This window comes from Microbulbifer bruguierae (assembly GCF_029869925.1).
Taxonomy (GTDB): Bacteria; Pseudomonadota; Gammaproteobacteria; order Pseudomonadales; family Cellvibrionaceae; genus Microbulbifer; species Microbulbifer bruguierae.
Map to the genome: position 1 here is coordinate 3,584,365 of NZ_CP118605.1, position 24,792 is coordinate 3,609,156.

The 24,792-nt window shown below is 55.9% G+C and carries 19 protein-coding genes and 1 pseudogene; 12 read left to right on the top strand and 8 right to left on the bottom strand.

The window, feature by feature from the left end:
- The first annotated feature begins 5 nt into the window (after positions 1 to 5).
- Both urtD and urtE read left to right on the top strand, forming a co-directional pair.
- Positions 6 to 842 carry an urea ABC transporter ATP-binding protein UrtD gene (urtD, locus tag PVT68_RS14895; protein ID WP_407666155.1) on the top strand — a complete coding sequence of 279 codons (837 nt, stop codon included), beginning with the start codon at positions 6 to 8 and terminating at the stop codon, positions 840 to 842.
- On the top strand, positions 839 to 1,534 hold the full coding sequence (gene urtE / locus PVT68_RS14900) for an urea ABC transporter ATP-binding subunit UrtE (protein WP_280319346.1): 696 nt from the start codon (positions 839 to 841) through the stop codon (positions 1,532 to 1,534). Before urtD ends, urtE begins: the two co-directional genes overlap by 4 nt.
- Before the next feature lie 136 nt (positions 1,535 to 1,670).
- Here urtE and PVT68_RS14905 read toward each other — a convergent pair whose 3' ends face one another.
- The 6 genes and pseudogenes from PVT68_RS14905 to PVT68_RS14925 form a co-directional block, all read right to left on the bottom strand.
- Positions 1,671 to 2,066: a questin oxidase family protein gene (locus PVT68_RS14905; protein ID WP_280319347.1), complete on the bottom strand. Its 396-nt coding sequence runs from the start codon at positions 2,064 to 2,066 to the stop codon at positions 1,671 to 1,673.
- A 148-nt stretch (positions 2,067 to 2,214) separates the two neighbouring features.
- Positions 2,215 to 2,652: pseudogene (locus PVT68_RS18425) on the bottom strand (questin oxidase family protein); the annotation flags it as partial.
- A 32-nt stretch (positions 2,653 to 2,684) separates the two neighbouring features.
- Positions 2,685 to 3,512 (bottom strand): MOSC domain-containing protein, encoded by an 828-nt coding sequence (locus PVT68_RS14910; RefSeq protein WP_280319348.1) that lies wholly within the window; start codon positions 3,510 to 3,512, stop codon positions 2,685 to 2,687.
- Between the two features lie 112 nt (positions 3,513 to 3,624).
- The gene (locus PVT68_RS14915) at positions 3,625 to 5,124 is read right to left on the bottom strand and encodes an RICIN domain-containing protein (RefSeq protein ID WP_280319349.1); all 1,500 of its coding nucleotides are present in this window, start codon (positions 5,122 to 5,124) and stop codon (positions 3,625 to 3,627) included.
- A 614-nt stretch (positions 5,125 to 5,738) separates the two neighbouring features.
- Complete coding sequence (locus PVT68_RS14920; RefSeq protein ID WP_280319350.1) at positions 5,739 to 6,716, bottom strand: glycoside hydrolase family 43 protein; 978 nt, start codon at positions 6,714 to 6,716, stop codon at positions 5,739 to 5,741.
- A gap of 38 nt (positions 6,717 to 6,754) precedes the next feature.
- A complete protein-coding gene (locus PVT68_RS14925; RefSeq protein WP_280319351.1) occupies positions 6,755 to 8,140 on the bottom strand; it encodes an MFS transporter in 1,386 nt (461 codons plus the stop codon).
- Positions 8,141 to 8,637: 497 nt separating this feature from the next.
- Here PVT68_RS14925 and PVT68_RS14930 point away from each other — a divergent pair, with 497 nt between their 5' ends.
- The gene (locus PVT68_RS14930; protein WP_280319352.1) at positions 8,638 to 9,384 is read left to right on the top strand and encodes a FadR/GntR family transcriptional regulator; all 747 of its coding nucleotides are present in this window, start codon (positions 8,638 to 8,640) and stop codon (positions 9,382 to 9,384) included.
- Between the two features lie 97 nt (positions 9,385 to 9,481).
- Here the strand turns inward: PVT68_RS14930 and araD1 are convergent, their stop codons facing one another.
- Entirely contained in the window at positions 9,482 to 10,477 is a 996-nt protein-coding gene (gene araD1, locus PVT68_RS14935; RefSeq protein ID WP_280319354.1) for an AraD1 family protein, read from the bottom strand.
- Between the two features lie 284 nt (positions 10,478 to 10,761).
- Between araD1 and PVT68_RS14940 the strand changes: the two genes are divergently transcribed.
- From PVT68_RS14940 to PVT68_RS14980, 9 genes are all read left to right on the top strand, one after another.
- Positions 10,762 to 12,498: an IlvD/Edd family dehydratase gene (locus PVT68_RS14940; protein WP_280319355.1), complete on the top strand. Its 1,737-nt coding sequence runs from the start codon at positions 10,762 to 10,764 to the stop codon at positions 12,496 to 12,498.
- A gap of 181 nt (positions 12,499 to 12,679) precedes the next feature.
- Entirely contained in the window at positions 12,680 to 13,450 is a 771-nt protein-coding gene (locus tag PVT68_RS14945; RefSeq protein ID WP_280319357.1) for an SDR family NAD(P)-dependent oxidoreductase, read from the top strand.
- A gap of 170 nt (positions 13,451 to 13,620) precedes the next feature.
- Positions 13,621 to 15,213, top strand: a complete 1,593-nt coding sequence (locus tag PVT68_RS14950; RefSeq protein WP_280319359.1) for an aldehyde dehydrogenase (NADP(+)) — start codon at positions 13,621 to 13,623, stop codon at positions 15,211 to 15,213.
- On the top strand, positions 15,203 to 16,279 hold the full coding sequence (locus PVT68_RS14955) for an aldose epimerase family protein (protein WP_280319361.1): 1,077 nt from the start codon (positions 15,203 to 15,205) through the stop codon (positions 16,277 to 16,279). The genes PVT68_RS14950 and PVT68_RS14955 overlap by 11 nt, the downstream gene beginning before the upstream one ends.
- Positions 16,280 to 16,420: 141 nt before the next feature.
- Entirely contained in the window at positions 16,421 to 17,368 is a 948-nt protein-coding gene (locus PVT68_RS14960; protein ID WP_280319363.1) for an ABC transporter substrate-binding protein, read from the top strand.
- 16 nt (positions 17,369 to 17,384) lie between these two features.
- Positions 17,385 to 18,875, top strand: coding sequence for a sugar ABC transporter ATP-binding protein (locus PVT68_RS14965; RefSeq protein WP_280319365.1), 1,491 nt, complete (start codon positions 17,385 to 17,387; stop codon positions 18,873 to 18,875).
- Between the two features lie 115 nt (positions 18,876 to 18,990).
- The gene (locus PVT68_RS14970; protein ID WP_280322537.1) at positions 18,991 to 20,049 is read left to right on the top strand and encodes an ABC transporter permease; all 1,059 of its coding nucleotides are present in this window, start codon (positions 18,991 to 18,993) and stop codon (positions 20,047 to 20,049) included.
- Complete coding sequence (yjfF, locus tag PVT68_RS14975; RefSeq protein WP_280319366.1) at positions 20,046 to 21,026, top strand: galactofuranose ABC transporter, permease protein YjfF; 981 nt, start codon at positions 20,046 to 20,048, stop codon at positions 21,024 to 21,026. Before PVT68_RS14970 ends, yjfF begins: the two co-directional genes overlap by 4 nt.
- A gap of 59 nt (positions 21,027 to 21,085) precedes the next feature.
- The gene (locus PVT68_RS14980; protein WP_280319368.1) at positions 21,086 to 22,006 is read left to right on the top strand and encodes an SMP-30/gluconolactonase/LRE family protein; all 921 of its coding nucleotides are present in this window, start codon (positions 21,086 to 21,088) and stop codon (positions 22,004 to 22,006) included.
- 83 nt (positions 22,007 to 22,089) lie between these two features.
- On the opposite strand, the gene PVT68_RS14985 is transcribed toward PVT68_RS14980, so the two are convergent.
- Entirely contained in the window at positions 22,090 to 24,543 is a 2,454-nt protein-coding gene (locus PVT68_RS14985) for a glycoside hydrolase family 127 protein (protein WP_280319369.1), read from the bottom strand.
- Between the last annotated feature and the right edge of the window lie 249 nt (positions 24,544 to 24,792).

The following is a 24,792-nucleotide window of genomic DNA, read 5'->3' on the forward strand; positions in this document are numbered from 1 at the left end:
ACAGTCTGAATCAATTTGCCGGTCAGGCGCGGGAGCTGATGCGTCGGGATACTGCATGGCCGTTTCTGGTGCCGCGTCGGCGTTCCCCGGATGTATCCAAGCAGGTAATCCTGTACCTGGAGGGACTGTCCGTTAGCTTTGACGGTTTCAAGGCGCTGAACGATCTTAACCTTTATGTTAACGACGGCGAGCTGCGCTGTTTGATCGGTGCCAACGGCGCCGGTAAAACCACCCTGATGGATGTGATTACCGGCAAGACCCAGTGTGACAGTGGCAGCGCCTGGTTTGGGCAGAATATTGACCTGTTGGCGCACGATGAAGCGGAGATCGCGCAACTGGGGATCGGGCGCAAATTTCAGAAACCCACGGTGTTCGAGGCGCATACGGTTTTTCATAATCTGGAACTGTCGCTGCAGGGCAGTAAAGGGGTCTGGAGCGCGCTGACGGCCAAGCTCACCGGACAGGAGCACGATCGAATCGATGAGGTATTGCAAACCATCGGTTTGGAAAAGGTCCGCCACCAATTGGCCGGTGCACTTTCTCACGGCCAGAAACAGTGGCTGGAAATCGGCATGTTGCTGGCAGCAGAGCCGCGTCTGCTGCTCGTAGATGAGCCCGTTGCCGGTATGACGGCAGAAGAAACGGAACGCACTGCGGAACTGCTGACCTCCCTTGCCGGTAAACACACGGTGATTGTGGTGGAGCACGATATGGAATTCGTACGCAGTATCGCCCGCACCGTCACCGTATTGCATCAGGGCTCGGTGCTGGCGGAGGGCACCATGGACCAGGTGCAGAATAATCCCGCAGTGATCGAAGTGTATCTGGGAGAGGAAGCATGATCCGGATTGAAAACCTGAGCCAGAAATACGGCGGCACACAGATCCTGTGGGATCTGAACCTGGATGTGGAACAGGGATCCTGCACCTGCATCATGGGCCGCAACGGCGCCGGCAAGACGACCCTGCTGAAATGCCTGATGGGACTGTTGCCTGCGAGCAGCGGACGGATTCTGTTTGAAGGCAAGCCGATCGAGGGCTCTCCGGCGCAGGCGCGCGCGAAAATGGGAATTGGATATGTACCCCAGGGACGGGACATTTTTCCATTGCTGACCGTAGAGGAAAACCTGCAGATTGGCTTACCGGCGCGGCGGGATGGACTGAAGAAAATTCCCGCGAGGATCTTCGAGCTGTTTCCGGTATTGCGTGAAATGCTGCATCGGCGCGGCGGGGACCTTTCCGGCGGGCAGCAACAGCAGCTGGCCATTGCTCGCGCACTGGTCATCGACCCGAAAGTACTGATTCTGGATGAGCCGAATGAAGGTATTCAACCAAATATCGTGCGCCAGATCGGCGATGTGGTCATGCAGCTCAATGAGGAGGATGGCCTGACGGTGATTCTGGTAGAGCAGAAACTGGGCTTTGCTCGTCGCGTGGGGAGAGAGTTCCGCTTGATGCAGAAAGGCGCCGTGGTTGCGGCGGATAAGATGGACAATCTGGATGATGGGTTGATTCGGCAGTATCTGGCGGTGTAGTACTTAAAAAATTAATACTTTCAATATTAGTACGTCGCACGATAAGGATTCTGCCTGGATAGCTTTCTGGCGGTGCTGCGTTCGGCTAATGCGCATTGAAATATTTGGTAAAAAATTGATCTGGGTTTTAAAGTTTTTAACTGAAAACCTGCAGATATTTGTTGTCTCCGTAGTAGTGAAATTCTTCCAGTGCGCTGTATGAAAGTTTGATGACATGATCGTCATCGCTGTTTAACGCGCTTTCCCTGATCGCTGCCTGCCGCTTCGAAATATCTTTGATCGACTCTGTTTCTTCCGTGGCCACCGGCCGGATAGTCTTCGGTCCGGTACTCAGGTACGCAATGATAAAACCCTGCCAGAAGTAGCGCAGTGCTGTTGCCCGATCGGTACAGTAGGGCAATATAACACGCAGTGCATGGCAGCCGGTGACGCCGTGTAGCAGGGTGAAATCCCGGGTGCCGAGATAGGTGCGGATGGCGACCTGGGCAATATCTTGCAGTGCCAGTTGTTGTGGTTGGATAGTGGTTTCCATCCATCCAGCCGGGCTGGCCTGTCACCGATTGCATGTGATCGGCGATATTGCCCGGTGCCAGGGGTATCTCGGTAAATTTTTCTGCGACCTGGGAAATGACCTCGGCTGCAGTACAAGGTGCTCTTTCCCTGCTGCTCTCCAGTGTGTGGTAGTCCAGATTCCAGTAGGCGAGGCCCATGGCGACTTCTTCTAGGTGTCGAGCGTCGACGCCGTAGGCGGTGCGGATCAGACCGTGAAAGGCGGCAGTGGCGATCGAAGGTAACAGCGGCGGCAGTTCCTGTTGCAAGCATTTGGCGATGCCCAGTTGCCGCAATTGTTGCTCATAGTAGTGCAGGGCGCTGGGAAATAGATCGTCGCGATTGCGGCACTGGGCGACATCGTGGATTTCGTCCACAGGGCTGCCGGGGCGTGTGATCAGGTGCGGGGTGGAGCGGTCGAAGGCATGCCGGAGTTCCCTTGGGGTCCCCCCCATTTTATCCAGTGCGATCAGTACCATGGGCAGGTGGTTGGCGAGACGATCGCCATAGTGGACGTGAAAGCGACTACCTGCCTCCAGCAGTTGCGCGCAGTCGCGGGTGATACTCATGGTCTCGCCCTCTATTTACTCGTCAGCGGATGTCAGCTGAACTCCACTCGATCGCTCAAGTGTATGGTCACTGAATTCGGGTCGCCAAAGAGTGCTGATGTTGCCGCCGTCGGGGTCAGGTTCATCCCAAAGTAAATCTGCCCGTCTTCCCCGCGACGATAGCTTGCCAGTGTGCGCAGGGGCTCCTTTTGCGCGCGCCCGGTAAACGGGTGCAATCCGGGAATGGCGCAGCGGGCACAGGGGTGGGTACAGTCGAAGACCAGGGAGCCATCGTGGGTGTGGATGGTAAGGGTCTTCCAGGTGTCTTCGGCAAACGGACCGCAGCCGCTGACCACCAGATTGGGGCGAAAGCGCAACATGGATACGGGTTCTGCAAGCCGGCTGTTGAGATCGTCGAGGGAAGCCTGGCTGATCACCAGCAGCGGCGCAGCATCCGCGAAGCCCACCTGGCGGTCTGCGCGCGGTGTCTGTAGGGGGCGGTTGAACTCTTCGCCCATGGCCACCAGACGCACTGCGGACTGCAGTTGTTCACTTAGCCAATGGGCGGCATCGTCACCGGCATCCCGGGCGGTGACCTCGTCGTGCCACACACGTACGCTTCTGAGTTTTGCATCGACGTTCGGTTGGCGGACCTCGATATGTTCGCCCTCCGGATTTTCCAGTCGCACACCTTCTCTGGTAACGGTGGCCTTGAGCTGTGCCATGGTTCGCAACCGCCGTTGGGTGACGAACTGGTTGTCCGTATCTATCAGCATCCAGCGACGGTCGTTGACCGCTCCGAACCGATCCAGCGACAGGGCTTTGCATTTGTGGCCCTGCAGGGACTTGACCGGAAAATGATACAGCGCGGAAATTTCCACCGCAGACTCCTGAAATCGTCACTTGGATACCGCAAGGGTATAGGCAAGTGGCACAACAAAAAAGGCCCACAGTGAGATGGGCCAATACGATCGGTCAGTGCGAGGAGAGCGTTTACTGCCGGATCAGTTCAAACTGCTGGTTGGTGCTGCCGGCGATACAGGTCCACTGCATAATGTTGGCACCGTCAGCGGTGGAAACCCCGTTGACGTCCATGCACAGCTCGCTGTTGCGGTTGATGATTCGCCATTTGCCGCTACCGGCGCTCTGGAAGCGGAACTGTTGATTGCTGCCGCCCCAGTAGTCCCACAACATGATGTTGCCTCCGGCGACGGTGGAGAAAGAGTCCACATCCAGCGCCAGATTAGTCGCATTGACCGGGGAAATACGGTGCCAGATTCCGTCGACGGTGGAGATGTTCCACTTCTGGCAGTCGTTATTCAGCCAGGTCCACTGTTGCACATTGGTGCCGGCGGTGTTGCCGCAGTAGGTTACGTCGATAGCCTTGCCACTGTGGACGGGCACTATGCGGTAAGTGCCGTTGACGGTGCCGTTATTGCTGCCACTGGAACTGCCGCCACTGCTGGATCCTCCGGATGAGCTGGAGCTGCAATTGCTCCCCTTGTTGACGCCGGCACAGGCGATGACGTGAGACTTCACTTCGCTGGCGGACATCAGGCTGTAGCTGTAGGGCGGGTTATAGGTGGTAGTGGACGCCATACTGTTGCCTGCCACTATGCCGTCGCCTTCTTCCCAGGTGACATTGGTTAGGATGTTATTGCGCGCATCCCAGTAGCCGATCTCGTCACTGTAGAAAGATACCAACGGGTTCTGGGCGTTTTCAAACACATTGTTTTCCACCCGCAACAGCGCGCCCATGCGCGAGTTGATGCCGGTACTTTCCACGTTGTAGTAGTAATTGTTGTAAATGTGGCCGTAGCCGAAGCGAAACAGCGGTGCGCGGGAGTTGATGTTTTCCCAGCGGTTGTGGTGGAAGGTCACATAGCGATTGCCACTGTCGCTGTCGGAGGAACCGTGTAGGGAAGCTTTCCAGCTGTCGTGCAGATAGTTATAGGAAATCGTGATGTACTCGGCGCCGCTTTTGCTGTCTATAAGTCCATCGTAATAATCCTTATCGACATTCAGGGACGCATAAATCTCATTGTGGTCAACCCAGATGTTATTTGCCGGTCCCTCGATGCTGACCCCATCCTTGTCCCCGGTGTCCACTTCGTGGATGGTGAGGTTCTGGATGATCACATTGTTTGCCCGCCAGATCTTGATGCCGATGCCATCCAAACGGCCGCTGCTGCCGACGCCGATGATGGACACATCCTGGGTGTCTTTCACATTGATCTTGCTGTCTGAAGAGTTACCTGGCGTGATGGTGCCGTTGACGTAAATGGTGATCGGGCCGCTGGTATTATTGATGGCATTCTGCAAGGCGGTACCGGTACTTACAGTCACCGTGCTGCCGCCAGCGCCACCGGTAGTTCCGCCGTTTAGGCTGGCGAAGCCCACCGGTTGCGCGTTCGCTGCCAGTGGCAGCGCTAATATTGCAGACAGGGCTATGGCCCAACCGCACAGAGTGTTTCTGGTTTTATTAAAAGTCATCGCTATTTTTCGTCCATTTTTTTATTTCAGGTTTGGGAATGAACCGGTACCCGAATGAAAACAGCCTGTCTTCGGTGCGATTTCCAAAAATGCGCTGGATAAAATGCTTGGCTTGAATCCTTTGGAAAATGGTCGACTACGCGCTCCCGGTGAAGGTCGTTTCCGGAGCCGGCTCGATTTTCCAGGCACTGGTTGCCGCTTCTGCCTGACCAAATATTTATTATTTCTTAATTTGGTATGAAGATATTTGCACGCTGTTACCAGGTGCGCAAGATGCGTTGATCTGACCAAAATGTGATTTTCTGTCAGGCTTATTTGGCACAGGTGTACCGATATAAATGCCAAGTTACTGATTTATTGGCGCTTATACTTTTTGTATATACACCGTTGTAACGAAGAGAGTGCTTTTCTGGCGTTTCAATGCTTGTAGATCTGTGCGGCATCTTTGTTTTTTTGTCATGCCAATTTGCAGTTCAGGTGGAGTTGCGTACACCGGATGGATATTTCCGGGCATAGCAATGGTCGCGGCGGGAGATGGCACAAAAATGGCGATCCGATGGATCGCCATGCGGTTCCTGCTGATCGAGCAGGTGAGTATGAGGTCTGCAATCCGGTCAGGGCTCAGACGGTTTGCCAAATTCCGGAAAGCCCTCCGCATTCCAGCGAATTACTTTGACGAAGGTGTGGCGATTGGGATCCCACAGGGGATCGCCGACGATTTCGGTATAAGTGCGGGCGTGGAACACCAAAATATCTTCACTGCCGTCTTCGGAGACCGTAAAGCTATTATGGCCGGGGCCATAGATACCCCGTTCATAGCAGCTCTCCAATACCGGTTTGGGAGATTTTTCCCAGCTTGCCGGATCCAGCAACTCGGCATTCTCATCGGCCCACAACAGGCCCATGCAATATTTGTGGTTGGTTGCGCTGGCGGAGTAACCAATAAAAATACGGCCGTTTTTCTTGATTACTGCGGGACCTTCGTTTACCAGAAAGCCGATCACTTCCCAATCGTATTCGGGTTTCGTCAGCAGAACCGGCTCGCCGACAATGGAAGTTGGCGAGTCCATTTCTGCGATATACAGGTTGGAGTTGCCGGGAATACCCGGTCCTTTCTGAGCCCACAGGTAGTAGTGTTTGCCTTTGTGCTCGAACACCGTGGCGTCCAGACAGAAGGTATCGATACCGGAATCTACCTGACTGAGATTCCATTCCGCCTCAAGGGGGTTCGCATCGGTGGTGGTCAGTGCATACATGCGATGCTGGAACAGATCGTGTTTGATTTCCCGTGACGGTGCGGCGGCGAAGTAGATTGCCCAGGTCGGGGGCTGGCCTTCGATGGCGACGTGGTGAATTTCCGGTGCCCAGATCAAGTCGGAATAGGGGCCGGTGTCCGGTTTGGTCCACACGGTGACCTTTTCCGCGCTGGCGAGTCCGGCGATGGTGTCTGCACGGCGCAGCTCGAGGCGATCGTACTGGGGCACAGAGGCGACGAAGTAGTAAAAGCCATCGCTGTGTTTGTAAATATAGGGATCAGCGCGCTGTTCAATAAGTGGTTGCACTAAAGGCTCTGCGGTTTTTTCTGGAATCACGGTTAACTCCGGTTACAGCTCGGGTGTAAAAATAGTGTTCAGGTTGCGGTAGGATTCAATACACTGCCATCGGCATCGTTGGCACTGGGCTGGGCATGGCCTTTTTTCAGGCTGTGGTAGTAGTCGTCGGTAATGATGTATTTTTTCATCAACAGGCCGAGTAGAAAGTGGAACAGGCCGGGAATGATGGTGAGCATCAAGGCGATGCCGGTGAGGGTGAATTCGCTCTGGGTTTCACCGGCCTGGTAATTGAAATAGGTGAGCAGTAAACCGGTGATAAATCCGGCGAGTCCGGCGCCGGCTTTCTGGCAGAAAGAGATTCCGCCGAAGGCAAGACCAGAAACGCGCTTGCCCTCCTTTACGTGGCCGTAATCCACAGCTTCGGCAATCGCCGACCAGAACACGGGTGCGTGCAGGTCGACCACAAACGACAGAATGATATAGAGCACAAAGGCGAGAACGATATCGCCGGGAGATACGGCAAAAAACATCAGTACGCTGATCAGGCCTACCAGCATCTGCGACCAGCTGAACAGCTTGATCTTACAGAAGCGCTTGGTGATCCAGGTGGAGGCGACCATGGACACGATGGAAGCAGCGATGCCGGCGCCGGTGAATTTGGAGGCGAGGGTTTCTGTGCCGCCGAGATAATAAATTGCGTAGTAGAAGGCCACACCGCCACGCAGGGCGTAGCCGATGGTGCCGAGTATGCAGGCGCCGGCCAGTACCAGCCACTGATCGTTCTGTAGCAACAGTTTCAGTTGTTGTCCCAGAGGCTGTCGATCAACGATGTGCTCTACCCGCTCGCGGGTGGTGAAGAAGCACAGCATCAGCAGGCCCACGCCGATCAGCGACATAAAGCCCATGGCCAGCTGGTAACCCTTGGCCGGGTTGCCGTCGCCCCACCACAGCGCCAGAGTCGGCACCGAGGTCACGATCACCACATTGGCAATCTTGGCGAAGAACATACGGTAGCCGTTGGCCGACAGACGTTCCTGCGGGTCGTTGGTCAGTACGCCGATGTAGGAGATATACGGGATGGCGACGCCAGTAAACATCAGGGTGGCAAACAGGTAGGTGACGTAGGCCCATACCAGCTTGGCGTTGTAGTCCAGATCCGGCGTAGTGAACAGCAGGAATACCGCAAACCCGTAGGGGATGGACAGGTACAGAAAATAGGGGCGGAAGCGGCCGTGGCGGCCCTTAAACTTGTCAGTGATCAGCCCCATCAGCGGATCGCTGAATGCATCAATCAAGCGGGCGGCGAGAAACAGGGTGCCAACGTGGACCGGCTTGAGGCCGAAAATGTCCGTGTAAAAGTACTGCATGAAATAAAACATGGCCGCGATCATCACATTCACGGCCATATCGCCGGCACCAAAGCCGGCCTTCTCGAATACAGACAACTTATTCGACTGCTGCATGGTTTATCTCTCTTATTTTCGCTTGCCGCTTTGCTGTCGCAGCGGAATTATTTTTTTGTGATACGGCGATATATATATTATTGTAGTATTAAAGTCAAAGCGGTTGCCGGGCCGTGTCCGCTTTAATCTGGATGGAAATAAGCGTACATTCCGGGATCTGCTTCCCGGAAATCTCGTCCGCTTCGCGGTACCCTGTGGCCGTCTGCGGCCCACCCTTCAGCCGCGTGACCTTGTCACTTTTAAAAGGATGTCGCTGAAAAAGCAACGGGTCCTGCGTTGGGTAGGTGGGCGTTAATCCGGGGCAAGTGATCTGGTCAGGTCACTTGGTGAGGAGATTGATGCTTTGACCTGTCCGTCAAATAAAGTGTCAGTCGGGTAAAAACCGGAAATGGTGGGTGCGCGTTCAGCGCACGCACAAGAGTATGAGTGCCGCATTCCACTCGCCAACAGGAGGTTTCGGGTGGTTCGTGTTTGTGGCACCAAATAAGGCATTAATTATGGTTAAGCAAGTCAGGGAAGGTCGACCGCGGAGTGTTCACGCGTGGGTGGCTTATGAGCTGGGTACCCGCATCGTGACCGGCTACTACACGCCCGGTGAATATATTCCGAACGAGGCAACCATTGGCGAAGAATTGAAAGTATCCCGCACTGCATTGCGTGAAGCGTTCAAAATTCTTACTGCCAAGGGCTTGATAGAATCCCGCCCCAAGCTTGGCACCCGGGTGCGCCCGCGGGAATTCTGGAATATGTTCGATTCCGAGGTGTTGCGCTGGTGTTTCGACTCCACCCCTTCCCCTGAATTTCTGCGCTCCCTGTTTGAGGTGCGCGAGATGATCGAGCCTACCTCTGCCGCCCTCGCGGCCAAACGTGCCACGGACGAGCAGATTGCGGCGGTCGAGGAAGCCTACCGGGCCATGGAAGCCGCGGAGCCGGGGACCGATCAGGTGATCCTGACCGATATCGAGTTCCATATGGCGATCCTGCGCGGTACCAACAATGAGTTTATGGTTTCCCTGGGGGAGTCCATCAAGACCGCACTAATGGGACTGTTTCGTATCAGCAGCTCCAAGGAATCCGCATACCAGGCTTCCCTGCCCGGCCATTACGCGGTGTTTCTGGGGATTCGCGATCGCGATCCGGAGCGTGCCCGCTTTGAGATGAAGTCCTTGCTGAGCAAGTCCTCCCGCAAGGCCCTTGATCACCTGGCGGAAGAAGAGCGTGGCAAGGTGGGTGAGGCGGTTTAATTTCCACCAGCTCCCGGGTGGTTTCCCTGCTGGGTTTTGAACGTAAAAGGGCTGCTCATTGAGCAGCCCTTTTTGTTTGTGTCGTTTGTAGGGCGCGTTACAGCGCTTTCACCGTCGGAATTTTGCGCTCCACCACGTTGAGTGGGTTACGCAGGGCGCGGCCGAAGGTAGTGGATTCGATTTCGAAACAATCACCGGCTTCAGGCTTAATACCGTCTCCGAAACTCAGGGTGGCGGTGCCGAAGAAGTGCACATGCACGTGGCCGGGACGACAGAAATTGTTGTATTTGAAGTGGTGATCTTCCAGGTTTTTGATGGTGTGGGACATATTGTCCTCGCCGCTCAGGAAATTCTTTTCCCAGATGACTTCGCCGTTGCGCCGGATGCGAGAGGTGCCCTCAATATGTGCTGGCAGTTCGCCAACTAATAATTCCGGGCCGAACGAGCAGTGGCGGAGTTTGGAGTGGGCGAGATACAGGTAATTCTGCCGCTCGGTGACGTGATCGGAGAGTTCGTTGCCGATGGCAAAGCCAATTCGGCGTGGATTGCCCTCAGTGTCATTGATATAGATACCGGCGATTTCCGGTTCTTCACCGGCGTCCAGGGCAAATGACGGGCTGGGGATTGCCTGTTCCGGGGCGATCACGCAGTCGCCGTCGCCCTTGTAGAACCACTCTGGTTGTACACCGGTTTCGCCGTTGACTGGCTTGCCGCCTTCGACACCCATTTTGAACATTTTCATGGTGTCGGTCATCTCTTCCACTTTACTGGTGGAGTTCTGTGCGTGCATCGCAGCGCGGGTGTCGGCACTACCCAGGTGGGTCAGGCCGGTGCCGGCGACCATCAACTGGGTGGGCTCTGGGTGGTCGATGGGCGCCAGCAGGCGGCCCTGGTCGATAATGTTTTGATAGTCGAGTCGCTGGTCTGAAAGCAGGGTACTGGCCAGGGTCTCTAGTGATGTGCCGGATTCCAGTGCGCGTTGTGCCAGCTGGTAAACGGTTTCAACGTCTTTCAGTTGCTCAATGGTGTTATTGTCGACCACGGCGCCCACTGCGCGTTGGCCGCTTTCGGTGCTGAACTGGATCAGTCTCATCGCTTTTTCTTCTCTATTAGCCTGCTGTTCTGGGATCACCGATACGTCTAAATCAAGAGGCCGGTGGGGGGATGCTTTGGTGCTGCGCCGGTCGCAAAATCTGTTGCTCAGGCGCTGGTCATTATTAATATCATACAATATGATGTATCTCAATGAGCGCACTTAAAAGGTGCCGCTCCCAGCTTTGTTGGCTGATTCGGGTGCAAAAACACCGTGGAGCTTGTCCCGAATTTTAATAAGTCATACAATAATAGTTATGAGAGAATAAATGGGGTTCAATAACAATGGCCAGTGATAAGAAAAAGACGGTTCTGCGGTCGGCCAACTGGTTTGGTACACGGGACAAGAACGGTTTCATGTACCGCAGCTGGATGAAAAATCAGGGTATTCCCGAGCACCACTTCGAAGGCAAGCCTGTCATCGGTATCTGTAATACCTGGTCGGAGCTGACCCCTTGTAACGCTCACTTTCGCAAAATTGCCGAGCACGTCAAGAAGGGCGTGATCGAAGCCGGCGGCGTGCCGGTGGAGTTCCCGGTATTTTCCAGTGGTGAATCCAACCTGCGCCCCACCGCCATGTTCACCCGTAACCTCGCCGCTATGGACACCGAGGAAGCCATTCGTGGCAATCCGATCGATGCTGTGGTGCTGCTGGTGGGCTGCGACAAAACCACCCCGGCTCTGCTGATGGGTGCTGCCAGCTGTAATCTGCCGACCATCGTGGTCACCGGTGGGCCGATGCTGAACGGCAAACACCAGGGCAAGGACGTGGGTTCCGGTACTTTGGTGTGGCAGGCCCACGAAGAGTACAAGGCCGGCAATATCTCCCTGCATGAATTCCTCAGTGCCGAAGCGAGTATGTCGCGCTCGGCCGGTACCTGTAACACTATGGGCACCGCGTCCACCATGGCCTGTATGGCGGAGTCCCTGGGTACGAGCCTGCCACACAACGCTGCGATTCCCGCGGTGGACTCCCGTCGCTATGTGCTGGCCCACCTCTCCGGGATGCGCATCGTCGACATGGTGCATGAGGATCTGACCCTGTCCAAGGTGCTGACAAGAGACGCATTCCTGAACGCCATTCGCACCAACGCGGCCATTGGCGGTTCCACCAATGCGGTCATTCACCTCAAGGCTATTGCTGGTCGTATGGGTGTTGACCTGGAGCTGGACGACTGGAAAGAAGGCCGCGGTGTCCCTACGCTGGTAAACCTGCAACCGTCTGGTAAGTACCTGATGGAAGAGTTTTACTACGCCGGTGGCTTGCCCGCAGTCCTGAAGCGCCTGGGTGAATCCGGTGTGTTGCAGAAAGACTGCCTGACCGTCAACGGCAAGACCATCTGGGAAAACGTGGAAGATGCTCCCTGCTACAACGACGATGTGATCCGTCCGCTGGACAATCCATTAGTAGAAAATGGTGGTATCTGTGTATTGCGCGGCAACCTGGCGCCTCGCGGCGCGGTACTGAAACCCTCTGCAGCGACGCCCGAATTGATGAATCACCGTGGACGCGCGGTGGTGTTTGAAGATTTCGAGCATTACAAGTCCCGCGTGGTGGATCCGGATCTGGATATCGATGAAACCTGCGTGATGGTTCTGAAAAACTGTGGGCCCAAGGGTTACCCGGGCATGGCAGAAGTGGGCAATATGGGCCTGCCGCCGAAAGTGTTGAAAAAGGGCATCAAGGATATGGTGCGTATTTCTGACGCGCGTATGAGTGGTACCGCCTTCGGTACGGTGGTATTGCACACCGCGCCGGAAGCCATGGAATTTGGTCCGTTGGCAGCGGTTCAGGACGGTGACATGATCCACCTGGACGCAGACAATGGCGTGCTGCATCTGGAAGTGTCGGACGAAGAAATCGCCGCGCGCCTGGAAAAGCTCAAGGCCAACCGGGTTATCGTCAGCACCAGTGGTTACGAAGCCATGTATCGCAACCATGTGATGCAGGCCGACGAAGGCTGTGACTTCGATTTTCTGGTGGGCTGCCGCGGCTCCGAGGTGCCACCGCACTCTCACTAAGACTGCCGCTGCATGCGCTGTGATGGCACAAAAGATTTTCTCCAGGTAATCCATCCGGTTTATCGCGTTTGACTCCTGGCGCCCTCAGGGCGCCTTTTTTCCCAAGCGTATGCGGACACACCTGTAGATTGGATTCTCCGAATCCTCGCCGGTCCCAAGAGAACAATAAAACGAGCGAATGATGACGCTGACCAATCAATATCCAAGCCTGAAAGGCAAAACCGTATTTGTTTCCGGCGGAGGCTCTGGCATCGGCGCCAGTCTGGTGGAATCCTTCTGTCAGCAGGGCGCCAAAGTGGCGTTCGTGGATATTCAGGAAGATGTCTCCGCGGCACTGGTGGACAGGCTCGGCGGCGTGCCGGGGAATGGTGAAGTCCGCTTTTATCCCTGTGACCTCACCGACATCGAGCGCCTGCAGTCACTTATTGCTCTGGCTGCATCTGAGTTGGGGGCGATTTCCGTGCTGATCAACAATGCTGCTAACGATACTCGCCATGATTTTCAGAACGTCAGTCCGGAACAGTGGGATAAGTGCCTGGCGGTCAATTTGCGCCACCATTTTTTCGCCGCCCAGGCGGTGTATCCGTACATGAAAGAGCTGGGTGCCGGCTCCATTATCAACCTGGGTTCCATGAGCTGGCACGCGGGACAGGGTGGGATGCCGGGTTACACCAGTTCCAAAGCGGCCATCGAGGGCCTGACCCGCGGGCTTGCCCGGGATATGGGTCCGGATCGCATCCGCGTGAACTGCCTGGTGCCCGGTTGGGTGATGACCGAAAAACAACTGAACGAGCGGGTAGACGAAGTCGCGCGCGAAGCCATCGACAAGGGGCAGAGTGTGAAAGACCCCTTGATGCCGGAAAGCATCAGTGCAATGGCACTGTTCCTCGCCTCGGACGATGCCAGCATGTGTACCGCGCAGAACTTTATCGTCGACGGCGGCTGGATCTAAAAAATGGTCTGTAGCTACTGCGTGGGTGCCAGGTGGTGCCCGGCGGTGCTCAGCATCCCCATGTACGAATTTGCACACTCCGGCGCTTCCGCTCCGGCGACCCGCTCGCTACGCCGTAACTCGATTTTTGCGGCGTATTGAGTGAGAAAAACATCTTAAGGAGAAATTGAATGACCATTACCGGAAAGCAATTGATCGCAGGCAACTGGACTGATGGCCGTGCAGGATCTTTTTACGGCGTAAACCCGGCCACCGGTGAAAATCTAGAGCCGGCAATTACCGCCGCCGATGAGTTTCAGGTAACCGAAGCGGTCAATGCGGCCAGCGCCTGCGCCACCGAATTTGCCAATCTGGCGCCGGCGAAGCGCGCGGAATTCCTGAACGCCTGTGCCGACGAAATCATGGCGCTGGGTGACGAACTGCTGGAGCGGGTATCCGCCGAGACCGGCTACCCGCGCGCCCGCGCCGAAGGCGAGCGCGGTCGTACCTGCGGCCAGTTGCGCCTGTTCGCAGACTGGATTCAACAGGGCGAATACCTGGATGCGCGTATCGACACTGCCTTGCCGGAGCGTCAGCCCCTGCCGCGCCCGGATCTGCGCTCCTTCAATCAGGCACTGGGGCCCGTTGCGGTCTTTGGTGCGAGCAATTTCCCGCTGGCCTTCTCCGTGGCTGGTGGGGACACCGCGGCAGCATTTGCCGCCGGTTGTCCGGTGATTGTAAAGGGACATAACTCTCATCCCGGCACCAGCGAGCTGGTCGCCCAGGCGATCGACAAGGCGGTAAAGAGCACCGGTATGCCCGCCGGCGTATTCTCCCTGATCATGGGTTCCGGCCGGCGCGTCGGTGCCGAACTGGTGAAAGCGCACGGTGTTAAGGCTGTCGGATTCACCGGTTCCCTGCAGGGTGGTATGGCGCTGTTCAATCTCGCCAACGCGCGTCCCGAGCCGATCCCGGTCTTTGCCGAAATGGGCAGCATCAATCCGGTAGTCCTGTTGCCGGAGGCGTTGAAAGAAAAAGCCGAAACCATCGCTGAAGGGTTTGTTGGTTCCCTGACTCTGGGTACCGGCCAATTCTGCGTAAACCCGGGCCTGGTACTCGCCGTGGAAGGTGAAGGGCTGGATCGCTTTATCGCCGCTACCTGCGAAGCCCTGTCCAACGTCGGCAGTGGTGTCATGCTGAACGAAAATACTCTGGCCGGATACCAGAGCGGTGTCGCCCGCCTGCGGGACCAGCAAGGTGTTGAGCAGGTCGGCTGTGGTGAACCCGCTGGCGACAGCAAGGGGTTCACCTGTCAGGCGGGCCTGCTGACTGTGGACGGCAAGAACTTCCTGGCCAACAAGGAACTGCAGGAAGAAGTCTTCGGTCCCATGTCACTGGTGGTGAAGTGCCGCAACCGCGAAGAGCTGCTGCAGGCCGTTGCTTCCCTGCAGGGGCAGCTCACCGGTACGCTGCAGTGCACCGAAGCCGAACTTGCCGGATACGGTGATTTGGTCGAGCTTTTGCGCCAGAAAGTGGGCCGCGTGGTGTGCAACAACTTCCCCACTGGCGTGGAAGTATGTCATTCAATGATGCATGGCGGCCCCTTCCCGGCAGCGACGGACGCGCGTTTCACCTCCGTCGGTACCATGTCCATTGCCCGTTTCGTGCGCCCGATCTGTTTCCAGAATTATCCGGAAGCCCTGCTGCCTGACGCATTGAAAAACAGCAACCCGCTGAATATTGCACGTCTCGTCAACGGTGAAAAAACCAGTGATGCAATCTGAATTGGTCATGCCCAGCGGTATTGAGACCTCCGAACTGGACGTTGGTCAACAACAGGGCAGCAGCAACCGGCCGCTGCAACTGGTTACGCTGGAAAACAGTTGCGGCACCCGGGTCACTCTATGTGACCTGGGTGCCAGCCTGTACTCGATCCACACAAGGGATCGCTACGGACACAGTGATAATATCCTGCTGACCTACGCGGATCCCCAGCATTGGCTGGAAAACAACTGGTATTTGGGGGTGACGGCCGGTCGCGTAGCCAATCGTATTGGCGGCGCGCAGTTTCAGCTGGGTGGGGCGACTTACCAACTGCCGGCAAACGATGGTGAAAACCATTTACACGGTGGCCCGCAGGGTTTACATACCAAGCGTTGGCAGGTTGTGCAGAGCGAATCCACCGCGCGTTTTCAGTCGGTCACTTTCCGTTGTGTCAGTGACGACGGCGAGGGCGGTTATCCGGGCAAGTTGGTTGTTGAGCTGACATATTGTCTGGACGAAAAGGATGCGCTGACGCTGGAATACCGCGCGGTATCCGATGCGGATACTCCGGTGGCCCTGACCAATCACTGTTACTGGAATCTGGCCGGGCGCGATGGAATCCTGGAACACGAGCTGGAAATCTACGCGGATCACCTGCTTCGATTGAATGAACAGCTGATTCCCACGGGTGAGTTACTCAAGGTTGACGATACACCAGTAGATTTTCGCAAGCGCAAAACGATCGGCCGCGATATCGAATGGTGGCCGGGCGGATACGATAATTTCTGGGTAGTGGATGAAACTGCAGAGAAAGTGCTGAAGCCGATTGCTTCTCTGGTGCATCCGGCCTCCGGTCGCTCGGTAAAAATTGTCTCCAGCGAAGCTGGAGTACAGTTTTATAGTGGCAATTTCCTGGATGGAAGCCGCAACCGCGATGGCGGTTCTCCCATGAATCAGTATGCGGGACTTTGCCTGGAGACCCACGGTTTCCCAGATGCGCCAAACCACAGCAATTTTCCTTCTGTGATTTTGCAGAAAAGTGAAGAGTACAGACAGACGACGATCTACCAGTTTTCTACGGAATAGTTATTCAACCTGTTTCGTAGTGAGAAATTTACTGCGAAGGGTTCGATCCGGTAACGGTACCCGGGACTGTCTGCGAGAGGGACCTCGCAGCTCAGCCCCCAAGAATAAATATAAACAATCCAAAGTGATGAGGAGTCCGATATGAAGATCTCTCAAATCCTGTCCAGCGCCTTCGCCATGGCCCTGTGTGCCAGCCAGGCAGTATCCGCAACCACCATCGGCTTTTCTCAAGTCGGCTCGGAAAGTGGCTGGCGCACCAGCTTCAGTGAGTCCGTCAAAGCGGAAGCCGAAAAGCGTGGTATTGAACTCAAGTTTTCCGATGCGCAGCAAAAGCAGGAAAATCAGATCAAGGCCGTGCGCAGCTTTATCGCCCAGGGCGTTGACGCCATCATGATCGCTCCGGTCGTGGAAACCGGCTGGAAGCCGGTGCTGCGGGAGGCCAAGCGCGCGCGTATTCCTGTGATCATTCTCGACCGCAATATCGACGTCAATAACGACGGCCTGTTCCTCACCCGCATTGCGTCTGACTTTGTTGAGGAAGGTCGTCGCGCTGCCCAGTGGCTGATGGATGAAACCCAGGGCAACTGCAGCATTCTCGAACTTCAGGGCACTGTCGGTGCCACTGCCGCCATAGACCGAATGAAGGGGTTTAACGAAGTCATTGCCGGCTATCCCGAAGCAAAAATCGTGCGCAGCCAAACCGGCGAATTTACCCGTACCAAGGGCAAAGAAGTGATGGAAGCCATGCTCAAGGCTGAAAGCGGCGGCAAGGACATCTGCGCACTCTGGTCTCATAACGATGAGATGGCCATCGGCGCCATCCAGGCCATCAAAGAAGCGGGGCTGAAGCCAGGTGAAGACATCCTGGTGGTGTCCGTGGACGGTGTTCCGGACTACTTCAAAGCCATGGCGGACGGCGATGCCAATGCCACCGTAGAGCTGAATCCACACCTGGGCGGCCCTGCGTTTGACGTGATCGAAGCTTACCTGAAAGGTGAGCGCAAACTGGAAAAACTGATTACCACGACTGGTGATCTGTTTACCCAGGAAACCGCTGCGGCGGAATACACCAAACGCGCAAAGAAATAGTCAGCGGGTGTGAGCCATGACCTTGTTGAGTCTGAGTAAAGTTGAAAAACGCTACCCGGGTGTAAAGGCGTTGGACGGCGTGGATTTCCAGTTGCGTGAAGGGGAAGTTCACGCGCTACTGGGGGAAAATGGAGCCGGCAAATCCACGCTGGTCAAAGTAATGACCGGCGCGCTGCAGGGTGACGGCGGCAGCATGACGTATCTCGGGCAGCCGCTGAAACTGAAAAGTACCGCCGACGCCCAGGCCGTGGGTATCAGCACCGTCTATCAGGAAGTGAACCTGCTGCCAAACCTGAGTGTCGCGCAGAACCTGTACCTGGGGCGTGAGCCGAAAAAGTTCGGACTGATCGACTGGAAGCGGATCAACCGGCAGTCCCGGGAGGTACTCGAGCGCTTCGAACTGGATATCGACGTGACCCGGCCGCTGGCGAGCTTCTCCGTAGCCGTGCAGCAGCTGATCGCCATCGCGCGCGGTGTGGATATGTCGGCGAAGGTGTTGGTACTGGACGAACCCACAGCGAGCCTCGACGCGGACGAATGTGAGCAGCTGTTTGGGGTGATGCGCGAGCTGAAAGCCAAGGGCATCGGTATCGTGTTTATCACCCACTTCCTGGATCAGGTCTATGCGGTGAGTGATCGCATTACCGTTCTGCGAAATGGCCAGCTGGTTGGTGAATTTGATGCGGCGACCTTGTCCCGCAGAGATCTGGTGGGGCATATGCTCGGCAAGGAGCTGCAGGCACAGACCCACGGTCGCGGTGAGCGGGAGGAAAAATCCCTCGCCGAGCCCCTGCTGGAACTGGAAGAAGTCGCAGTGCGGGGTTCCCTACAGCCAACTTCGCTGACGGTGCGACGGGGTGAAGCGGTGGGTCTGGCGGGCCTGCTCGGTTCTGGTCGTTCGGAAGTGTGTCGCACGGTGTTCGGCGTCGACAGGAAAACCGGCGGCAAACTCAAATTAAACAGTGCTGACCAGAGTTTCAGTCAGCCGGCAGAGGCCATTGCCCGGGGGTTGGCACTGTGCCCGGAAGATCGTAAAACCAGCGGTATCGTAGGCCCGCTGTCCATTCGGGAAAATATTGCACTCGCTCTACAGGCCCGTCGCGGCTGGTGGCGCCCGATGAACAGAGCGGAACAGCAACAACTGGCCGATCGCTTTATTCGGGAATTACAGATTGCGACGCCAGATGCGGAAAAGCCGATCGAACAATTGAGCGGTGGCAATCAGCAGAAAGTCATTCTCGCGCGCTGGCTCGCCACCAATCCGCAGCTGCTGGTACTGGACGAACCCACAAGGGGCGTCGACATCGGTGCGCATGCGGAAATTCTGAAGTTGATCAAGAAATTCTGTAGCGAGGGTATGTCTCTGCTGGTGACCTCGTCCGAACTGGACGAACTGGTTGCCTTCTCCGATCGCGTCGCGGTGATGCGCGACCGCCGCAAAGTGGCAGAGATCGAAGGCGATGACATCAGCGAGAGCAATATCATGCGTGCCATCGCTGAAGCCTGAACGAATCTGACGTTGTAGGAGCCTGCCTGCAGGCGAACCGGCACCCAGTGCCGACAACCTGTAAGGTTTGCCTGCAGGCAGGTTCCTACAAAAGCGAGTTACCAACGTGAATAATATGAACACTACCGTCGGCCAGGCCGCACCGCGGAAAAAAATAGAACTGCCGAATCTTTCCGGCCGCTATTTGTGGCCACTGCTGGGGCTTTTTTGCCTGCTGGCCATCAATCTGGTTCTGGCCCCGGAATTTTTCCATATCGAAATCCAGGATGGTCGCCTCTACGGTAGTCTGATCGATGTACTGAATCGCAGCGCGCCGGTGGCACTGCTGGCGATTGGTATGACTCTGGTAATTGCAACGGGCGGTATCGATCTGTCCGTGGGTGCCACCATGGCCATTGCTGGCGCCGTGTGCGCGAGCCTGATTGTTGCCGGAATCGATAATATTTTTCTGGTCATTGCCGCGGGCCTGGCAGCCGGACTGGTCGCCGGTGCGATCAACGGCGGACTGGTGAGCTACATGGGAATTCAGCCCATCGTCGCCACTCTGATCCTGATGGTGGCCGGGCGCGGTATTGCTCAGCTGATTAATTCCGGTCAGATCGTGACGTTCCAGAATCAGGCCTTCGCGTTTCTGGGTACTGGAACTTTTCTCGGTCTGCCGTTCCCCATTGTTCTGGTTCTTATTGTATTTGCCCTGGTTCAATTGCTGATGCGCAAAACCGCCCTGGGCCTGTTTGTGGAGAGTGTAGGCTGCAATGCGGGTGCCAGCTATTACCTGGGTATTAACCAGCGTGCGGTGAAGATGATGGTGTACTGCATCGCCGGTGTCTGTGCTGCCCTGGCCGGAATGATCGCGGCTGCAGATATTCAGGGCGCCGACGCCAACAACGCCGGTTTGTGGCTGGAACTGGATGCAATTCTCGCGGTAGTGATCGGCGGTGCCTCGCTAATGGGCGGACGCTTTTCTCTGGCGCTGTCTATTATCGGTGTACTGGTGATCCAGTGCCTGTCTACCACCATCATCATGAGTGGCCTGCCGGCCAAATTTAATCTGTTGATCAAAGCGGTAGTGGTCATTTCCGTACTGCTGCTGCAATCACCGCGTTTCCAGCAGCAGATGGCTGCATTGTTTTCAGCCATCGGCAAAAAGAACGTTGGGGAGGCGCAGCCATGATCGGTTCTATCGCAAATTCCAGGTTTACTTCGCTCTATGTGACCACGGCACTGTTTGTACTGTTGTTTCTGGTGGGCGCGGTTCAGTTTGAGGGTTTTGGCAGCACCCGGGTCGTCGCTAACCTGTTTTCCGACAATGCGTTTCTGGTGATTACTGCAATCGGTATGACCTTTGTGATCATCTCCGGTGGTATCGATCTTTCGGTGGGGGCGGTGATCGCGCTTACTGGTGTGGTGTGCGGCTTGCTGATCGGTGAACTGCAAATGCACCCGTTGATCGTATTTCCGCTGGTGCTGATCGGCGGAGGTTTGTTTGGTGCGTCCATGGGCGCGCTGATCCACTATTACAAACTGCAGCCGTTTATTGTCACTCTCGCCGGTATGTTTCTTGCTCGCGGCCTGGCGACCACCCTGAGCGAAGAGTCCATCCCGATTGATCACCCGTTTTACGATGCAGTGGCGGACTTCGGGCTGTCATTGCCCGGTGGCGCCTGGGTGGGTGCCTCCACTCTGATTCTGCTGGTAGTGTTGCTCGCTGCGATACTCCTGGCGCATTACAGTCGTCTCGGTGGATTTATCTATGCCCTCGGTGGCAGCGCCCAGTCTGCGCAATTGATGGGGGTTCCGGTCGCTCGCACGACCATCAGCATCTACGCTATCAGCGGCGTCCTGTCGGCTCTGGGTGGGATCGTCTATTCCTTCTATACCTTTTCAGGCTATTCACTGGCTGCGGTCGGAATGGAGCTGGATGCCATTGCCGCAGTGGTTATTGGTGGTACTCTGTTGAGCGGAGGTTCCGGTTATGTGGTGGGTACCCTGATTGGCGTGTTGATCATGGGTGTTATTCAGACGTACATCTCGTTTGATGGCACTCTCAACAGCTGGTGGACCAAGATCGTCATTGGCCTGTTATTGTTTGCCTTTATCGGCATGCAACGCTTGTTGACTCGGCGCCAGGCCAGCGCAGCGGCACACTAGGCGGTTGCTGCGCGCAATCATTATAAAAATTAACGCGATGCAGAAAATAAGAGGCTCATATGCTCGAAGTACAGCGCATAGATGCAATCGAAGTCGGCAATACCCTGGGCGAGGGTGTATTGTGGAACTCCACGGAACAGAGTGTCTGGTGGACTGATATTCATGAGTGCAAACTCTACCGGCTGACGTGGCCGGGGAGGGAGCTGGAGGTGTTCGACACCCCTGAGCGGCTGTGTGCGTTTGCATTTACCGACCGCGAAAACTGCATTGTTGCGGCATTTGAAAGCGGATTTGCCCTGTTTGATTACCGCCGCGGAAAAATTCTTTGGCAGAAAACCCTGCTGCAAAAGGGCAGTGGTCTGCGCTTTAATGATGGCAAGATCGACCGCCAGGGACGCTTCTGGGCCGGCACCATGGCGGAAGATGGCCGCGATAGCGCCGCCGGTATTCTCTACTGCCTGGAGCCAAACGGCATCGTCAGTGAGCAGGAAAAGAATATCCATATTTCCAACGGCTGTTGCTGGGATGTGAATTCCAGCCATTTCTACTTCGCGGATTCTCCTCGCCGCAGTATCTACCGCTACAAGTTCGATGCCCGTCGCGGTGATCTCAGCGAGCGCGAACTGTTTGCGCGCACCATGTTCGGTGTCTACCCGGACGGCGCCACCGTCGATGCCGACGGTTATCTGTGGTCCGCACAGTGGCGCGGTGCCAGGGTGCAGCGTTACGCTCCGGATGGCAATCTCGCTGGTGCCATCCCGGTGCCAGTCAGTCAGCCAACCTGCGTCACATTCGGTGGCCCGGACATGAACCTGATGTTCGTCACCACAGCGAAGGAATCGCTCAACGAGTGGACGCTCGATCGGGAGTGGCAAGCGGGCAACCTGTTCGTATTCCGGACGCCGTTCAAGGGAGTTATGGGATTCCGTTTCAACACCAGCCAGATACTGCAGCAAGAGGCGGTGGCAGAACTCGCCTGAAAGCGGATCAAATATAAAAAAATCCCCGCTCAGGATTGCTGGCCGGGGATTTTTTCGATCACAGAAGACCTGATATCGATACCTCAGCTGCGCTCGTTTTTGCCTCGCAGCAGGCGTACTCCGTAAATCCCCCCTGCTAGAGAATTTTCTCCGGCCTCAAACCTGAGATCGATGGTGCCCGTATCGGATTTTTCCAGTACTTCCACTGGTACCAGATAGTCCACATCGAAAAAATCATCGCCGCCACTGCCATCCAGTTCCACTTCCGCGATTTCTACGTCATTGGCGAGGATGCGGAAGTGGCGGCCGCTATCCAGACCGTAATAGGTAATACGCAGCCTGTGGGCTTCCTGCTCCGGATCCTTTAGCTGGTAGCTGAACCAGTCGCGGGTGTGGCGCCAGTGACGGCCAAGGTGAACACCTGCTTCGGTGTCACTGCCAGCAAAGAAGTGGTCGGCCTCCGGTTGCTGTTCTCCCGGTGCCACTTTGTCGATGGTCTGGCGGGCCAGGGCCATTCGCGCGCGATCTTCCGTTTCCCTTTGTTGCTGTTTTTCCGCCAGACCCTGTGGGGTGCTGTACGGCCAGTAAAGGGTGTAGCGGGATTCGTGCACGCGAAAAAACGGAATCAGCTCCAGATTGCGACCGGCCTGTGGATTCAGTTGTGGCAGTCCGGAGAAGGACGCGCTGGCTTGTAATGTTTGCATGTCTGCTAGCTGCAGACTGTCCGGTGCGGCCAGTCGCAACTCCAGGCCGGGCAGACGCTCGAGGTTGCCAAGGAAATCGCGGCTTTCACTTACAAATGTGGGCGTCAGCTCCTGTGGGCACATGGGGCCGCTGGCGATATGCCCCATGCGGCTGTTGTCGGCAAAATAATTGAGGTGTTCGCCGGCAAAGGGTTGGGTTTTTGCCGCCAGTACCACCGGGCCATAGGTCAGCGCGAAATAGTCGGATTGATCCGGCAGTTGTTCGGCTTCGATATGCATGGGCAAATGTACTTCCACGCGGTCGCCGTCTTGCCAGTGGCGTTCAATCGCCACGTAACTACCGGGTGTTTCCGTGACCGTTATTGGCTTTCCGTTAACGGCAATCGCAAGTTCACCTTCTTTGACCCAGGCTGGGTAGCGCAGTTGCAGGGTAAATTTACCGCTGCCGGTTAGGGTGATGGCGGTACTCTCGGTATCGGGAATATGGTTTTCCTGTTGCAGCTGGATTCCTTTTTGCTCCCAGTTGAGAGTGGAAGGAATAAACAGGTTCACATACAGCGCGTCGCCGCGATGGGCATAAATCATTTCGCCGTATTTACTGTGGTTTTCAATCCCGGAACCCACGCAGCACCACATGGCATCCTGTGGCTGTGAGTACATGCGGTAGTGGTTCGGGCGCATGGGCGTAAAGTACACCAGCCCACCGGTATCCGGATTCTGAGATGACAGAATGTGATTGTAGATAGCCCGTTCGTAGTAGCGGACATAGCGGGTTTGCGGTTCGCTCAGGTACAACATCCGTGTAAGTTTCAACATGTTGTAGGTATTGCAGGTTTCCGGCCCCTCCACGTCCTCGACCATGGGGGTAAAGTCGTCGGTGGGGTGAAAGTGTTCGCGCACACTGTTGCCGCCGATGGCGACGGTGCGGTGTTCCACGACTTCATTCCAGAAATATGCCGCGGCCGCCTGCCAGCTTTTATCCCCGGCCAGATCGCCAACCCGTTTATAGCCGATCACTTTCGGAATCTGGGTGTTGGCGTGCAGACCGGTCAGCTTGTCCTGATGCTGCTCCAGTGGAGTCAGGATTTCCCGGTGGGAAAGACGCCGGGCAATTTCCAGGTATTTTTTGTCGCCGGTAATGTCGGCCACATCCGCATAGACTTCATTCAGTCCGCCATGCTCACTTTTCAGGATAAGCTGTACCTGTTCGTCGGTAAGGTTGGCGATCAGCTTCGCGCTCCAGTCGGATAGGGCGATAAGCATGGTCAGTGCATGCTGGCTATCCGCATAAATATAAGCGTCGCGCAGACCGGCGTAGACCTTGTGGATATTGTAGAGGGGTACCCATTTTTCGTTGAGGGTAAACAGGTCTGAACGGATATTCCCTGCGGCCAGCTCATCCCACATGGCTTTGCCACCGGGCACGCCACTCAGGTAACCATTTCCGTTTTTATCCTGTGCGCGCTTCAGCTCATCGAGCATGTAGTCGAGGCGCTGCTTGACCTGTTCATTACTTGTAGCCGCCCAGGCGAGAGAAAGAGCGGTTATGTAGTGGCCACCGATATGCCCATCGAGACCGGTGTTTTCCCAGTTGCCATAATTGTCCGCCTTCGGCGCCAGCCCCGCTTCTTTCAGGTAGGGCGCCAGCAGGCGGTCCGGATCCATGGCCAGAATATATTCGATGTTTTTATCCTGGGCGTGTTTGAAGGGGCTTTCCAGCAGACGTACCTGATCGAGAGGGAAGGGCGCCATTTCTACGGGCACTTTACTTTTTTCGGAACACCCTGCGATTGCAATTGAGCTCAAAGCCAGGCTCAGGAGTAGTTTTTTCATCGCTGTCTCGTTGTTTTGAATTTATTGTTGTGGATGATTTTGGGGTTCTGTGGTCTTGAGGTGCTTCGTAGATATATTTGTGGCGGTAGCAGTGCCTTCATTTTTGATTTTCGAACTACGTAGCTAATCATGCTAACGAAGTAAGTAGGTTTATCGTGAAGGCCGAGCGCTGGGTGGAGGTTTTTGAAAGCGTCGGCGACAGGGACGTCGCCGACGCAGCGTACAGGGATATATTCACAGCGGTTTCAA